At 71.9% G+C, this 14,166-nt stretch carries 16 protein-coding genes; 11 read left to right on the forward strand and 5 right to left on the reverse strand.

Features of this window, described 5'->3' with window-relative positions:
- Positions 1-129 precede the first annotated feature (129 nt).
- A complete protein-coding gene (locus ISO16_RS07040) occupies positions 130-678 on the forward strand; it encodes a GtrA family protein (protein ID WP_043801440.1) in 549 nt (182 codons plus the stop codon).
- Positions 679-760: 82 nt separating this feature from the next.
- On the opposite strand, the gene ISO16_RS07045 is transcribed toward ISO16_RS07040, so the two are convergent.
- From ISO16_RS07045 to ISO16_RS07060, 4 genes are read right to left on the reverse strand one after another with little or no spacing between them, the layout of a single operon-like run.
- Entirely contained in the window at positions 761-2,065 is a 1,305-nt protein-coding gene (locus tag ISO16_RS07045; protein ID WP_006939562.1) for a sensor histidine kinase, read from the reverse strand.
- A gap of 10 nt (positions 2,066-2,075) precedes the next feature.
- Positions 2,076-2,759, reverse strand: coding sequence for a response regulator transcription factor (locus ISO16_RS07050; protein ID WP_006939563.1), 684 nt, complete (start codon positions 2,757-2,759; stop codon positions 2,076-2,078).
- Positions 2,760-2,797: 38 nt separating this feature from the next.
- Complete coding sequence (locus ISO16_RS07055) at positions 2,798-3,343, reverse strand: PH domain-containing protein (RefSeq protein ID WP_072635593.1); 546 nt, start codon at positions 3,341-3,343, stop codon at positions 2,798-2,800.
- A 45-nt stretch (positions 3,344-3,388) separates the two neighbouring features.
- Positions 3,389-4,255, reverse strand: a complete 867-nt coding sequence (locus ISO16_RS07060; protein WP_065922394.1) for a biotin--[acetyl-CoA-carboxylase] ligase — start codon at positions 4,253-4,255, stop codon at positions 3,389-3,391.
- Between the two features lie 117 nt (positions 4,256-4,372).
- On the opposite strand from ISO16_RS07060, the gene ISO16_RS07065 reads away from it, so the two are divergent.
- The 5 genes from ISO16_RS07065 (at position 4,373) to ISO16_RS07085 (ending at position 8,328) form a co-directional block, all read left to right on the forward strand.
- Entirely contained in the window at positions 4,373-6,013 is a 1,641-nt protein-coding gene (locus tag ISO16_RS07065) for an acyl-CoA carboxylase subunit beta (protein ID WP_072635594.1), read from the forward strand.
- Positions 6,014-6,165: 152 nt separating this feature from the next.
- A complete protein-coding gene (locus tag ISO16_RS07070) occupies positions 6,166-6,474 on the forward strand; it encodes an acyl-CoA carboxylase subunit epsilon (protein WP_072635595.1) in 309 nt (102 codons plus the stop codon).
- 2 nt (positions 6,475-6,476) lie between these two features.
- Complete coding sequence (locus ISO16_RS07075; protein ID WP_029544651.1) at positions 6,477-7,133, forward strand: Maf family protein; 657 nt, start codon at positions 6,477-6,479, stop codon at positions 7,131-7,133.
- A 25-nt stretch (positions 7,134-7,158) separates the two neighbouring features.
- Positions 7,159-7,956: a class I SAM-dependent methyltransferase gene (locus ISO16_RS07080; RefSeq protein ID WP_072635596.1), complete on the forward strand. Its 798-nt coding sequence runs from the start codon at positions 7,159-7,161 to the stop codon at positions 7,954-7,956.
- A 9-nt stretch (positions 7,957-7,965) separates the two neighbouring features.
- A complete protein-coding gene (locus tag ISO16_RS07085; protein WP_006939570.1) occupies positions 7,966-8,328 on the forward strand; it encodes a cupin domain-containing protein in 363 nt (120 codons plus the stop codon).
- Here the strand turns inward: ISO16_RS07085 and ISO16_RS07090 are convergent.
- On the reverse strand, positions 8,294-8,695 hold the full coding sequence (locus tag ISO16_RS07090) for a group III truncated hemoglobin (protein ID WP_072635597.1): 402 nt from the start codon (positions 8,693-8,695) through the stop codon (positions 8,294-8,296). The two genes, ISO16_RS07085 and ISO16_RS07090, sit on opposite strands and share 35 nt — an antisense overlap.
- Before the next feature lie 93 nt (positions 8,696-8,788).
- On the opposite strand from ISO16_RS07090, the gene ISO16_RS07095 reads away from it, so the two are divergent.
- The 5 genes from ISO16_RS07095 to ISO16_RS29040 all read left to right on the forward strand — a co-directional run bounded on the left by ISO16_RS07095 (position 8,789) and on the right by ISO16_RS29040 (position 14,153).
- Positions 8,789-9,682: a sulfurtransferase gene (locus ISO16_RS07095; protein ID WP_072635598.1), complete on the forward strand. Its 894-nt coding sequence runs from the start codon at positions 8,789-8,791 to the stop codon at positions 9,680-9,682.
- The gene (locus tag ISO16_RS07100; protein WP_006939577.1) at positions 9,679-10,092 is read left to right on the forward strand and encodes a SufE family protein; all 414 of its coding nucleotides are present in this window, start codon (positions 9,679-9,681) and stop codon (positions 10,090-10,092) included. Before ISO16_RS07095 ends, ISO16_RS07100 begins: the two co-directional genes overlap by 4 nt.
- A 6-nt stretch (positions 10,093-10,098) precedes the next feature.
- Entirely contained in the window at positions 10,099-11,541 is a 1,443-nt protein-coding gene (locus ISO16_RS07105; RefSeq protein WP_072635599.1) for a condensation domain-containing protein, read from the forward strand.
- Between the two features lie 120 nt (positions 11,542-11,661).
- Entirely contained in the window at positions 11,662-13,458 is a 1,797-nt protein-coding gene (locus tag ISO16_RS07110) for an acetyl/propionyl/methylcrotonyl-CoA carboxylase subunit alpha (RefSeq protein ID WP_072635600.1), read from the forward strand.
- Positions 13,459-13,541: 83 nt separating this feature from the next.
- Entirely contained in the window at positions 13,542-14,153 is a 612-nt protein-coding gene (locus ISO16_RS29040; RefSeq protein ID WP_072635601.1) for a DUF1707 SHOCT-like domain-containing protein, read from the forward strand.
- The last annotated feature ends 13 nt before the right edge of the window (positions 14,154-14,166 follow it).

Consider the following 14,166-nt stretch of genomic DNA (forward strand, 5'->3'; position numbering starts at 1 on the left):
CCATGGTGTCACAGCGGGCGGCGGGCGCGGCGCCGCGCTCCCGCGCGACACCCCGTCGTTCCTGTGGTAAAGCTGATAAACCGCCCGCGGGTTCGTGTGTTCGGATCCCGGTTTCGTAGACTCGTCCGGGTGTCTTTCGTCGATGCTGCCGTGAACCGAGTCCCCGAGCCTCTGCGGGGCCTGTTGCTGCGGCACCACGAGTTGATCAAGTTCGCGATCGTCGGCGGCACCACCTTCGTCGTCGACTCGGTCATCTTCTACACCCTCAAGCTCACGGTGCTCGAGGAGAAGCCGGTGACCGCCAAGGTCATCGCCGGGGTGATCGCCGTGATCTGCTCGTACGTCCTCAACCGGGAGTGGTCGTTCAAGAACCGGGGCGGCCGGGAGCGGCACCACGAGGCGCTGCTGTTCTTCGCCGTCAGCGGCATCGGCGTGGTCCTCAGCTTCATCCCGTTGTGGATCTCGAGCTACGTGTTCGACCTGCGGGTGCCGAACGTCAGCCTCACCATGGAGAACATCGCCGACTTCGTCAGCGCCTATCTCATCGGCAATCTGCTGCAGATGATCTTCCGGTTCTGGTGCTTCCGCCGTTTCGTGTTCCCGGAGGAGATGAACCCCGGCGGAGACGACATTCCCGAGCACGAGGAACTCGCCGAGGAAGGCCTGGGACACTCCTGAGTCCGGTCCCCGCCGCCGCGGGTCAGCCGAATCCGGTCCCCGCCGCCGCGGGTCAGCCGAATCCGGTCCCCGCCGCCGCGTGTCAGCGTGGTTCCCGGATCCCCGCGGGGGCGGACTCGTCGCGGGTCGAGCCGAGGAACAGGGCGAACAGGGCGGGCCGCCGGCGTTGCAGTTCGAGGCGCCCGCCGTCGGCCTCGGTCAGGGCACGGGCGAGCGCGAGGCCCACCCCGGTCGAGCCGGTACCCGAGAAGCCGCGGTCGAAGATGTGCGGGGCCAGCTCGTCGCTGACGCCGTCACCCTCGTCGGTCACCTCCACGCACACGGTCGATCCGCCGCCGTGGGTCGATACCCGCCGCACGGACACCGTGCACGTTCCACCGCCGTGCATGAGGGCGTTGTCGACCAGCACCGCGACGGCCTCGCGCAGCCGGGATCCGGTCACGCGGCTGCGCAGCGACGGATCCCCGCTCAGCAGCAGTTCCCGGCCCGCCTCCTTGTAGGGCCCCCGCCAGTCCGCGATCACCCCCGCCAGCTCCCCCACGACGGACACCTCGGTGCGCAGCTCGGAGCCGCTGTTACGGGACGCGCGGACCAGCTCGTCGATGGCGGTGGTGAGCCGGTCCACCTGGCGCATCGCCTCCTCCGCCTCCTCGACGACGGCCGGGTCGGCGTGGGTGGACAGCTCGTCGAGGCGCAGCCGCACCGCGGTCAGCCGGGACCGCAGCTGGTGCGAGACGTCGCCGACGAGGGCGTGCTCCCGCTGCAGGCGCCCGGCGATCTCCACGGTCGCGGCGTCGAGGACGTCCGAGACGCGGTCGAGTTCCGGGATGCCGTGCCGGCGTGGATCGGGCCGGAAGTCGCCCTCGGCCAGCCGGCGGGCCCGTGCCGCGACGTCGCGCAGAGGGTCGGCCAGCCGCCGCGCGGTGACGACGGCGACGACGGCGCCGACGGCCATGGACAACAGCACCAGCAGCGTCACCCCGACCAGGACCTGCCGCTGCAGCAGGCGCATGTCCTCGGACGGCGCCTCGAGCCGCAGGGATCCCGACGTTCCCATCGACAGGGACTCGACCAGGGGGTTCGGGACTGCGGCGGCGCCGATGTCGAGGCGGGCCGCGGCGTCCTCGGGGGTCGGGTAGACGACGAGGAGGCGGCCGCCGTCGGGAACGACGAGCCGCAGCGAACTGGTGTCGAGGCCGCCGACGACCAGGCCGTCGGCGCCCTCCTGGGCGATGATCTCCGCGGACATGCGGTCGAGCCGGTCCTGCAAGTCCCTGCGCGCGGTGTCCTCGACGAACAGCCAGGCGGTGTAGGCGAGCGGGACTCCGAGCAGCAGGGCCACGAGCAGCGAGCCCGCGAGGACCGCGAACAGGATTCGGCGGCGCACTCCGGTCCCGTCAGTCGGTGTTCAGGCGGAAGCCGACGCCGCGGACGGTGGCGATGCGCCGCTCCCCGGCCGGGCCCTCGTCACCGATCTTGCGGCGCAGCCAGGACATGTGCATGTCGAGAGTCTTGGACCCGCGCAGGTCGGCGTCGCCCCACACCTCCTGCAGGATCACGTCCCGCGAGACCACCTGGCCGGCGTGCTCGAGCAGCACCCGCAACAGTTCGTACTCCTTGTTGGCGAGGGTGACCTCGGAGCCGTCGACGAGCACGCGCCGGGCCGCCCGCTCGAGCCGGATGCCCGCGACCTCGACGATGTCCTCGGGCTCGCCGCCGCCACGGCGGCGCAGCAGCGCCCGGACCCGGGCCATGAGTTCGGCGAGCCGGAAGGGCTTGCCGACGTAGTCGTCGGCGCCGGCATCGAGGCCGACGACGAAGTCGACCTCGTCGGTACGGGCGGTGAGCATCAGGACGGCGAGGTCGGAGCGGTGGGCCCGGATCTGCCGGCACACCTCGAGGCCGTCGATGCCGGGCAGCCCGAGGTCGAGGATGAGCAGTTCGTAGTCACCGGACAGGGCCCGTTCGAGCGCGGCGGGACCGGTCTGTTCGACGGTGACGTCGTATCCCTCCCGGCCCAGCGCCCGGGACAGGGGCGCGGCGATGGCTTCGTCGTCTTCGGCGAGCAGGACTGCGGTCACGGATCCAGCGTACGGATCGGCACCGGCCGTCCGGCGCGTTACCAGGCTTTGCGACTCGGCCCGTCGGGTCGGGGTTCCCGGTCCCGCGCCGGGTCGGCGTGGAACGCCTGCTGGTACAGCAGGGCATGCACGCGCTGCACGTCGGGGATGTCGTCGAACTCGAGCGGATCGTCGGCCGCGGAGACGATGACGAGGGTGCCGGTGCGCAGGATCCGGTCCAGCAGGCCGTGCCGGAACTGCACGTTGCTGATGCGGCCCATCGGGATGTCGATGCCGGAGTGGGTGAGCACGCCCTGCCGGACGAGCACCCGCCGGTCGGTGACGATGAAGTGGGTCGACAGCCAGCTCACGAGCGGCGCCAGGCACTGCCACGCGACGATCGCCGCCCACAGCACCGCGAGCACGATCGCCAGCGTGCTCGCGGTGGAGCCGTCGAGCCGGGCCTGGCTCAGGCCGAGCAGGAATCCCGCGAGCGCGGTGGCGACCAGGAAGATCGCCGCCGGCACGATGAGCATCTTCCAGTGCGGGTGCCGGTGCAGCAGCAGCCGTTCCTCGGGGGCGAGGGCGTCCTCCGGGTATCCCATGCCGGACACGATGGCACAGCCGCAGCGCCGGGCGCCCGTGCCGGGTCAGGGCACCGGGCGCAGGTGGGTGATGTCCCCGGCCGACACCGCGATCGGCTCGCCACCGTCGTCCGGGGTGATGACGATGCGGCCCTGCTCGTCGATGTCGACCGCGACGCCGTGCAGTTCCGTGTCGCCCGGCAGGACCGCCCGCACCCGGCGGCCGAGCGTGCCGCACCGGTCGCGGTAGGCAGCGGCCAGCCCGGCGACGTCCCAGCCCGCGACGTACCACTGCTCCCACCGGCGGCCGAGTTCGCGCAGCAGGGCCTCGGCGAGTGCGGTGCGATCGAGTTCGGTCGCCCCGGCGAGCGCGAGCGACGTCGCGGTGGGGACCGGCAGCTCGTCCTCGGTGAGCGAGACGTTGAGGCCGATGCCCACCACCACGGCGGGCTCGGGGTGGGTACCGGCGACCTCGGCGAGGATGCCGGCCACCTTGCGGCCCTCGACGAGCACGTCGTTGGGCCACTTCAGTTCGGCGTCCACTCCGGTGACCGAGCGGATCGCGTCGACGGTGGCGATGCCGGCCAGCAGCGGCAGCCAGCCCAGGTCGGCGAGGTCGATGCCGGGCATGCGCAGCAGCACCGAGACGATCACCTGGGCGCGGGGAACACCGGTCCATCCACGCGAGTGCCGGCCCCGGCCGCCGTGCTGGAACTCGGCGAGCAGGACGCGGCGGTCGGCTCCGGGTTCGCGGGCGGCCGCGAGCAGGTCGGCGTTGGTCGAGGCGGTCTCGGTGACGACGTCGAGGCGCCGGTAGAACGCGTCGGGGTCGGCGCCACGCACGAGCGCGGCGCGCAGCCGGGCGGCATCCAGCTCGCGCCGCACGGGCGCGGGGTCGACGGGCGGGCGCTGCGGTTCGGGTTCGGTGGGCATCCGCACAGCCTAGGATGGGCAGCGAAACGTACTCGCCGGTAGCTTCAGTTCAATGATTCAACACAAGCGGGGCCTCGGTGCGCGATCGCTGACTGACGCTCGCTAAGCTCATGGGCCATGACCACTGTCCAGGAGCCGTCCGCGCCCGAGGCGGCGAGTACGCCCGATATCCACACGACTGCCGGCAAGCTGGCAGACCTGCGCAATCGCCAGGCTCAGGCTCAGGCCCCGAGCGGTGAGGCCGCCGTCGAGAAGGTGCACGCGAAGGGCAAGCTGACCGCCCGCGAGCGCATCGAAGCGCTGCTCGACGAGGGCTCGTTCGTCGAGCTCGACCAGCTCGCCCGGCACCGCAGCACCAACTTCGGCCTGGCCGAGAACCGCCCGGTCGGCGACGGCGTCGTGACCGGCTACGGCACCATCGACGGCCGCGACGTGTGCGTGTTCTCGCAGGACGCGACCGTGTTCGGCGGCAGCCTCGGCGAGGTCTACGGCGAGAAGATCGTCAAGGTCATGGACCTGGCGCTCAAGACCGGCCGCCCGCTGATCGGCATCAACGAGGGGGCGGGCGCGCGCATCCAGGAGGGTGTCGTCTCGCTCGGCCTCTACGGCGAGATCTTCCACCGCAACGTGCAGGCCTCCGGGGTGATCCCGCAGATCTCGCTGATCATGGGCCCGGCCGCCGGTGGACACGTCTACTCCCCCGCCCTGACCGACTTCGTGGTGATGGTCGACCAGACCAGCCAGATGTTCGTCACCGGTCCCGACGTCATCAAGACCGTCACCGGTGAGGACGTCACCATGGAGGACCTCGGCGGCGCGCACACCCACATGGTCAAGTCCGGTGTGGCGCACTACGTCGCCGACGGCGAGCAGGACGCCCTGGACTACGTCAAGGACCTGCTGTCCTACCTGCCGAGCAACAACCAGGCCGCCGCGCCCCGCACCGAGCCGACCGACCCGATCCTCGGGTCGATCGAGGAGTCGCTGACCGAGGAGGATCTCGAGCTCGACACCCTGATCCCGGACTCGGCGAACCAGCCGTACGACATGCACGAGGTGATCCGTCGCCTCCTCGACGACGACGAGTTCCTCGAGGTCCAGGCCGAGCGCGCCCAGAACATCATCGTCGGCTTCGGCCGCGTCGACGGCCGGTCCGTCGGCATCGTCGCCAACCAGCCGACCCAGTTCGCCGGCTGCCTGGACATCGACGCGTCGGAGAAGGCCGCGCGCTTCGTGCGCACCTGTGACGCGTTCAACGTCCCGATCGTCACGCTCGTCGACGTGCCGGGCTTCCTGCCGGGCACCGAGCAGGAGTACAACGGCATCATCCGCCGCGGCGCCAAGCTGCTGTACGCGTACGGCGAGGCCACTGTCGGCAAGATCACCGTCATCACCCGCAAGGCCTACGGCGGCGCGTACGACGTGATGGGCTCGAAGCACATGGGCGCGGACGTCAACCTGGCCTGGCCGACCGCGCAGATCGCCGTCATGGGCGCCTCCGGTGCCGTCGGCTTCGTCTACCGCAAGCGCCTGCTCGAGGCGGCCAAGAACGGCGAGGACGTCGACGCGCTGCGCCTCGAGCTGCAGAACGAGTACGAGGACACCCTGGTGAACCCGTACGTCGCCGCCGAGCGGGGCTACGTCGACGCGGTCATCCCGCCGTCGCACACCCGCGGGCAGATCGTGGCGGCCCTGCGGCTGCTCGAGCGCAAGATGGTCACGCTTCCGCCGAAGAAGCACGGGAACATCCCCCTCTGACGGCCGCACGGCCGAGACCATCCCGGCCGGCTCGGTCCTTCCGAGCCGGCCGGGCCACGACCCCACGAGAGGGACGACATGACTTCGAACGCGCAGCGATCCCGCTCCCGCGTCCTGCCCACCGGCTCCGGTAGCCTCCCGGGAGGTGTGTTGTGACTGCGGTAGCTGAGGAGAAAACCATCATCGACACCGAGGTGACCGAGGTCGCGGCGGCCGACGAGGCCCCGGCGGCGGCGCCGGCGGCCGAGACCGCCGCCCCCGAGGCGGCTGCGGCGATCCGGATCGTCAAGGGCCGGCCCTCGGACGTCGAGATCGCCGCGCTGGTGGCGGTGCTCGCCGCGGCCTCCGGGTCCGCCGCCCCGGCAGTGGACGACCGCCCGCGCGAGACGTGGGGCGACCCCACCCGGATGCACCGCCGGACGGCGCCGTTCTCGCCGTACTCGTACCCGAACCTGGGCTGATCATGGCGAGGCTGGTGCTCGCGTCGGCGTCCCCGGCCCGGTTGTCCGTGCTGCGGTCGGCCGGCGTCGCGCCCATCGTGCGGGTGTCCGCGGTGGACGAGGATGCGCTCGCCGCCGCACTCGGTCCCGGGGCACCGCCCGCGGTGGTGGTCACCGAACTGGCCCGCGCGAAGGCGGCGGACGTGGTGCCCGGCCTGGTCCGGGACAGCCTCGGCGACGACACCCTCGTCGTGGGCTGCGACTCGATGCTGCTCGTCGACGGGCAGTTGCAGGGCAAACCGGGGACGGTCGAGGTGGCGCGCGAGCGCTGGCGGGCGATGGCGGGACGCAGCGCCGACCTGCTCACCGGGCACAGCGTCCTGCGCCTGCGCGACGGCGAGGTCGTCGCCCAGGCCGCCGACCACAGCAGCACCACCGTCCACTTCGGCCGCCCCACCGCGGACGACCTCGAGGCGTACCTGGCCAGCGGCGAGCCGCTGCAGGTGGCGGGGGCGTTCACGCTCGACAGCCTCGGCGGCTGGTTCGTGGAGCGCATCGAGGGCGATCCCTCCTCGGTGATCGGGATCGGCCTGCCGCTGGTGCGTCGACTCCTGGCCGACGTGGGGGTGTCGGTGGCGCGGCTGTGGGCCGCGAACACGGCCGAAAGCCCTTCAGTTTAGGCTTGCCTTGCCTTAGCATCGGGGCATGAGCGATTCCCGTGCCCTGCCCATGTCCGAGCGCGACTCCGCACACCTGCCCGGCCACTGGCTGCTCGCCCGGCTCGGCAAGCGCGTGCTGCGCCCCGGAGGCGCGGGGATGACCACCCGCCTGCTCGTGGATGCGGACGTCGAGGGCAGCGACGTCGTCGAACTCGCGCCCGGCCTCGGCCGCACCGCGCGGGAGATCCTGGACCTGGCGCCGCTGTCGTACACCGGCGTCGAACACGACGAGGCCGCGGCCGAGCTGACCCGCGCCGCGATCGGCGACCGCGGCCGCTGCGTCGTCGCGGACGCCGCTGCCACCGGCCTCCCCGACGCCGGCGCCGACGTCGTCGTCGGGGAGGCCATGCTCACCATGCAGACCGACGCGGCCAAGGCGCGCATCGTCGCCGAGGCCGTGCGGACGCTGCGCCCGGGCGGCCGGTACGCGATCCACGAACTCGCCCTCGTCCCCGACGAGCTCGACGATGCGGTGAAGACGGAGATCCGGCAGGGCCTGGCCCGGTCCATCAAGGTCAATGCCCGGCCGCTCACCGTCGGCGAGTGGCGAACCCTGCTCACCGAGGCGGGCCTGAGCGTCGACGTCGTGCGGCTCGCCCCGATGGCGCTGCTGCAGCCCGCCCGGTTCGTCGCCGACGAGGGCGTCGTCGGCACCCTGCGCTTCGTGCGCAACATGCTGCGCGACGGCGACGCCCGCACGCGGGTGCTGGGCATGCGCGCGACGTTCACGACGTACCGCAGGTCGATCGCGGCCGTGGCGATCGTCGCGACGAAGCCGCGGTAGCCTGCGGTCGTGAGCCCCGCCGCCGCGCCGCAGCCCGAACCCGCGACCCCCGCCCTGTCGTATCTCGCCGACGTCCGCGACGCCGTCGAGCCCTACCCCGACCGGCCGCGCCCACAGCGCGTCCTCGTGGCCGAGGGCGCCCGCGTGGTGATCTTCGCGTTCGACGCCGGGCAGGAACTGCGCGAGCACACGGCCGCGTTCCCGGTGCTGCTGCAGGCCCTCACGGGCCACCTGCAGGTCACCGCCGACGGGCGCACCGTGGATCTCGAGCCCGGCGGGGTGGTGCACATGACCACCCGCCTGCCGCACGCGGTGCGGGCCGTCGAGCCGTCCCGGCTCATGCTGACGATGCTCGATCCAGCTGCGCGCTGAGCGCCGCCGCGATCGCGGCCGCCTTCGCCTTGGCCCGGTCCGCGTTCGCGCCGGCGAACAGCGCGTCGACGCTGTCCGTCCACAACCGCACCCAGCGGTCGAAGCGCGCCGCGCCGAGACCGTGCTGCCGGTGCAGGGCCGTGTGCACCGGAACCAGCCGGCCCCGATAACGGCCGGTGCCGAACAGGACCTGCTCCCAGAAGTCCCCGACGACCGGCAGGTGCTCGTCGAGACCCACGACGGCCAGCGTCGCGAACGCCGCCCCGAGGTCCGGATCCGTCAGCGCCCGGTCGTAGAACCGGCGCAGCAGCCGATCGATGTCGGCGCGCGTCGCGAGGTCGGTCGGGGCGGACGGGGAGCGCAGCACGTGTCCCGACGGTACCGCCTAGAATCGACGGCGCACCTCGTCGTCACCGGATTGCCGATCACCGAACTGTCACCACTGCCTCAGGAGCCACCTGTGCCCGTCGCGCCCGACGCCAACCCGTCCTTCGCCGCCTACGCCGATCCGACCCGCCTGGTGTCGACGGAGTGGCTGTCCGCCCATCTGGGTGCGCCCGAGGTGAAGGTAGTCGAATCGGACGAGGACGTGTTGCTCTACGACGTCGGCCACATCCCCGGCGCCGTGAAGATCGACTGGCATCTCGACCTCAACGACCCGGTCACCCGCGACTACATCGACGGCACGCGGTTCGCCGCCCTCATGGACCGCAAGGGCATCCGCCGCACCGACACGGTCGTCGTCTACGGCGACAAGTCCAACTGGTGGGCCGCGTACGCGATGTGGGTGTTCACCCTGTTCGGCCACGAGGACGTGCGCCTGCTCGACGGCGGCCGCGACGCCTGGATCGCCGAGAACCGCGACACCACCCTCGACATCCCGGTGAACACCACCACCGGCTACCCGGTGATCGAGCGGGACGACGCCGCGATCCGGGCGTTCAAGGACGACGTGCTGGACCATCTCGGCAAGGGCCCGCTCGTGGACGTGCGTTCCCCGCAGGAGTACACCGGCGAGCGCACCCACATGCCGGACTACCCCGAGGAGGGCGCCCTGCGCGGCGGCCACATCCCCACGGCCGTGTCCATCCCGTGGGCCCGCGCGGCGGCGCCGGACGGCCGGTTCCGCTCGCGCCCCGAGCTCGAGGAGATCTACGCCGACATCGCGCCGGACTCCGACGTCATCGCCTACTGCCGCATCGGGGAACGGTCCAGCCACACCTGGTTCGTGCTGACGTACCTGCTCGGCTACCAGCACGTGCGCAACTACGACGGGTCGTGGACCGAGTGGGGCAACGCGGTGCGGGTGCCGATCGTCAAGGGCGAGGAGCCCGGAGAGGTGCCGGCCCGGTGACCCTGCCCGCTCCCCTCGCCGAGATCGTCGACGATTTCGCCGCCGTCGAGGGCCAGGACAAGCTGCAGTTGCTGCTCGAGTTCAGCCGGGAACTCCCGCCGATCCCGGCCGAGCTCGAGGAAGCGGCGATGGAGCCGGTCCCCGAATGTCAGTCGCCGCTGTTCCTGTCGGTCGATACGGCCGACCGGGAGCACGTGCGGCTGCACTTCAGCGCGCCCCCCGAGGCCCCGACCACCCGCGGCTTCGCATCGATCCTGCATCAGGGGCTCGACGGTCTCAGCGCCGAGCAGATCCTCGAGGTGCCCGACGACTTCTACTCGGCCCTCGGGCTGGCCGACGCGGTCAGCCCCCTGCGCCTGCGGGGAATGAGCGCGATGCTGGCGCGCATCAAGCGGCATCTGCGTTCCTGAGATGCCATGGAGTTCACCGAACTCGAGGACTACCCCATCCCGGCGGGTGTACTGACCGAATGGCTGCCGTGCGTCGCAGCGGATGCCTGGAGCACCGATCCGCGACCGGTGTCGTACGTGCACGAGGCACATCTGCGGCGCACCGCGGGCAGCCGGTACGGCGACGTCCCGGACGCGTGGCTGGGCACCGCCTTCGAGGTCGCGGGACGCCTCGAGGAGGAGCCGTTCCGGCGCGCCCTGGAGCGGTGGATCGACCGGCACGAACCGCTGCGCAGCCAGGTCGTCCTGAGCGGTGACGGCGCCATCGGCTCCGGCGGCGTGACCCGGCGGACCGCGCCGCCGGGCGCGGTGTCGGTCCGATTCGTCCGGCACCTGCCGTCCGCCCCGGACGACATCCGCGAGCACCTCGAGCAACTGCTGGCCGACTGCACCGAGCCGCACACGTGGCCGGCGTACGTCTTCGCCACCCTCGAGCCCGAGGACGGGGACGCGTCCGCGGCGTCGTTCACGGTGTTCTTCGCCGCCGACCACGCGGTCGCCGACGCCTACTCGGTCGTGCTGGTCGCCCACGAGATCACGGCCCTGTACGAGCAGGAGCGGTCCGGCCGGCCGGCCGGACTGTTCCCCGTGGGCAGCTACATCGACTTCGGTGCCGCGGAGCGGGCGGACGCCGCCGATCTGGCCGGCGAGCACGAGGCCGTGCGGATCTGGCGGGAGGCCCTGACCGCCGGCGGCGGCGCGATGCCCGAGTTCCCGTTGCCCCTCGGCCCCCGGCCGGCCGGTGCGGTGCCGCAGCGCCGTCTGTCGACGCGGATGCTCGACGACGACCGGGCCAACCGCTTCGCCGCCCAGTGCCGGGAGGCCGGGCACGGCTTCTTCGCCGGCACGCTCGCGTGCCTCGCCCGCGCCACGGTCGAGCTCGCCGGGGTCGACCGGTTCCGGACGATCGCGCCGTCCCACACCCGCAGCGGTCCGATGTGGGCCGGGGCCCTCGGCTGGTTCGTGGGACTGCGCCCGGTCGACATCGATGCGGCCGGGGCCACGGACTTCGCGACGCTCACGGCGCGCGCCGGCGCCGAGCTGCGCCGCACGCGGGCGAGCGCACGGGTGCCGTTCGACCTGGTCGGCGAACTGCTCGAGGTACCCATGCGACCGCGATTCCTGGTGTCGTACATGGACGTTCGCTTCGTCCCCATGGCCGCGCAGTGGCCGCAGTGGAACGCCCGGACGCTGCGCAGCCGCAGCTACACGCACGACGTGTTCCTGTGGTTCAACCGCAGCCCGAAGGGAGTGAACCTGGCGGGCCGGTTTCCCGACACGCCGACCGCGGCGGCCAACGTGCCGTCGTTCGTCGAGCGGGTCCGAGAATTGATGCACGAGGCGAGCGAGGGCCGCGAGTGGGACACGCCGGAACACGGGAACGAGGACGCTTCCGCTACCGGCCGGTAATGTTGCCGGGTTCCGGGCGACCCGTAGGGTGTAGGGGCTATCCGGTTACATCGTCTATCGGATTGGCGCCTACACTCCCAGAGACGGCAATAACCTAACGATCGATCAACAGGAGGCTCCGTGCCCAGTCATGCCAGCGCGCACATCACGAAGGTGCTCGTCGCCAACCGCGGCGAGATCGCTGTGCGGGTCATCCGAGCCGCCAAGGATGCCGGTTACGGGAGCGTGGCCGTCTACGCAGAACCCGACGCCGACGCCCAGTTCGTGAAGCTCGCCGACGAGGCATTCGCGCTCGGTGGCCAGACCTCCGCCGAGTCCTACCTGGTGTTCGACAAGATCCTCGACGCCGCCCGCAAGTCCGGTGCCGACGCGATCCACCCCGGCTACGGCTTCCTGTCCGAGAACGCCGACTTCGCGCAGGCCGTGATCGACGCCGGTCTGATCTGGATCGGCCCCTCCCCGCAGGCCATCCGCGACCTCGGCGACAAGGTCACCGCGCGGCACATCGCCGAGCGCGCCCAGGCGCCGATGGCCGCCGGCACCAAGGATCCGGTGAAGAACGCCGACGAGGTCGTGGAGTTCGCGAAGCAGTACGGCGTGCCGGTCGCGATCAAGGCGGCCTTCGGTGGTGGCGGCCGCGGCATGAAGGTCGCGCACACCATCGAGGAGATCCCCGAGCTGTTCGAGTCCGCGACCCGCGAGGCCGTCGCCGCCTTCGGCCGGGGCGAGTGCTTCGTCGAGCAGTACCTCGACAAGGCGCGCCACGTGGAGGCGCAGGTCATCGCCGACCAGCACGGCAACGTCATCGTCGCCGGCACCCGCGACTGCTCGCTGCAGCGCCGCTTCCAGAAGCTCGTCGAGGAGGCCCCCGCGCCGTTCCTGACCGACGAGCAGCGCCGCCGCATCCACGAGTCCGCCAAGGCCATCTGCCGCGAGGCCGGCTACTACGGCGCCGGCACGGTCGAGTACCTGGTCCAGGGCGACACGGTGTCCTTCCTCGAGGTCAACACCCGCCTGCAGGTCGAGCACCCGGTCACCGAGGAGACCGCCGGCATCGACCTGGTGCGCCAGCAGTTCCGCATCGCCAACGGCGAGAAGCTCGAGCTCACCGAGGACCCGGCCCCGCGCGGGCATGCGTTCGAGTTCCGCATCAACGGTGAGGACGCCGGCCGCGGCTTCCTGCCGGCCCCCGGTCCGATCAGCGTGTACCGCGAGCCCTCGGGCCCGGGCGTGCGCGTCGACTCCGGTGTGGTGCAGGGCGACGTCATCGGCGGCCAGTTCGACTCGATGCTCGCCAAGCTGATCGTCACGGGCGAGACCCGCACCCAGGCCCTCGAGCGTGCTCGCCGCGCCCTCGCCGAGTTCGAGGTCGACGGCCTGGCCACCGTGATCCCGTTCCACCGGCACATCGTCGAGCACCCCGCCTTCGTCGGGGACGGCGAGAAGTTCGACGTCTACACCAAGTGGATCGAGACCGAGTGGGAGAACACCGTCGAGCCGTACACCGGCGGTGGGGTCGCCCCCGAGGACGAGGACGAGGCGCTGCCGCGGCAGAACGTCGTCGTCGAGGTCGGCGGCCGCCGCGTCGAGGTGTCGCTGCCCGGCCAGTTCACCCTCGGCGCCGGCGGCGGTGCCGCCGGTGGGGCGCTCCGCAAGAAGCCGAAGCCGCGCAAGCGGGGCGGCGCACACGGCGGCAAGGCCTCCGGTGACGCGGTGACCGCGCCGATGCAGGGCACCGTCGTCAAGGTCGCGGTCTCCGAGGGTCAGGAGGTCGCCGAGGGTGACCTGATCGTGGTGCTCGAGGCCATGAAGATGGAGAACCCGGTCAACGCGCACAAGGCCGGCGTCGTCACCGGCCTGTCGGTCGAGCCCGGCGCCGCCATCACCCAGGGCACGGTACTCGCCGAGCTCAAGTAGCAGTTCCGCCTGCGACGGCGCGCCCCGCGAATCCTCGGATTCACGGGGCGCGCCGTCGTTCGTTCCGGGACTAGGGTGGTGATATGGCCGATTCACCGGAGGTCCGTATCGGCACGGCCGAGCGCGAACAGGCCCAGCGCCTGCTCGGCGAGCACTTCGGTGCCGGTCGCCTCACCCTCACCGAGTTCGAGGACCGCAGCGGCCGCATCGCCGCCGCCGTCACCCGCCGCGATCTCGCGGTCCTGTTCACCGACCTGCCCACCGTGACCGGCCGGGCCGACGGGCACCGGCGCGGGTGGTGGCTTCTGGTCCCGGTGGTGGTCCTCGGACTGGTCGCGTTCTACCAACTCCTGGAACCGAACGTGTGGATCATGACGGGCGCGACGGTCGCCGCCACCATCGCCGTCCTTGCCGCCCGCGCCCGCGGCGGACGACCGCGCACGGCCGAGCCGGCCTTTCTCCGCGACGTCCCGCCGCTCCCCGCCCGCGCCGCCCGGGACCCGCACTCCCGGGACCCACAGCCATCCGCGACGCGCGACGTCCCGGACGTGGTGTGGCTGCTGACGATGAGCATGTTCGCCGTCGCGCCGGCGCTGGTGCTGCGGCACCCCATCGCGCTGCTGATCTCCGCCGTCGCGCTGATCCTGATCATCTCCCGTGCATTCCGGACCGGGACCGGCGGGACCGGTCGCTGACGACCCATTAGTG

Origin of the sequence: Rhodococcus sp. M8, from assembly GCF_015654185.1 — a bacterium.
In the GTDB taxonomy this organism is placed as follows: domain Bacteria; phylum Actinomycetota; class Actinomycetes; order Mycobacteriales; family Mycobacteriaceae; genus Rhodococcus; species Rhodococcus aetherivorans.

What these genes read in the sequence shown, in the direction of transcription:
- ISO16_RS07055 (WP_072635593.1), bottom strand. Translation starts at nt 3,343, where the DNA reads ATGGGATACCCGGAGGACGCCCTCGCCCCCGAGGAACGGCTGCTGCTG.
- ISO16_RS07060 (WP_065922394.1), bottom strand. Translation starts at nt 4,255, where the DNA reads ATGCCCACCGAACCCGAACCGCAGCGCCCGCCCGTCGACCCCGCGCCC.
- ISO16_RS07065 (WP_072635594.1), top strand. Translation starts at nt 4,373, where the DNA reads ATGACCACTGTCCAGGAGCCGTCCGCGCCCGAGGCGGCGAGTACGCCC.
- ISO16_RS07075 (WP_029544651.1), top strand. Translation starts at nt 6,477, where the DNA reads ATGGCGAGGCTGGTGCTCGCGTCGGCGTCCCCGGCCCGGTTGTCCGTG.
- ISO16_RS07080 (WP_072635596.1), top strand. Translation starts at nt 7,159, where the DNA reads ATGAGCGATTCCCGTGCCCTGCCCATGTCCGAGCGCGACTCCGCACAC.
- ISO16_RS07105 (WP_072635599.1), top strand. Translation starts at nt 10,099, where the DNA reads ATGGAGTTCACCGAACTCGAGGACTACCCCATCCCGGCGGGTGTACTG.
- ISO16_RS29040 (WP_072635601.1), top strand. Translation starts at nt 13,542, where the DNA reads ATGGCCGATTCACCGGAGGTCCGTATCGGCACGGCCGAGCGCGAACAG.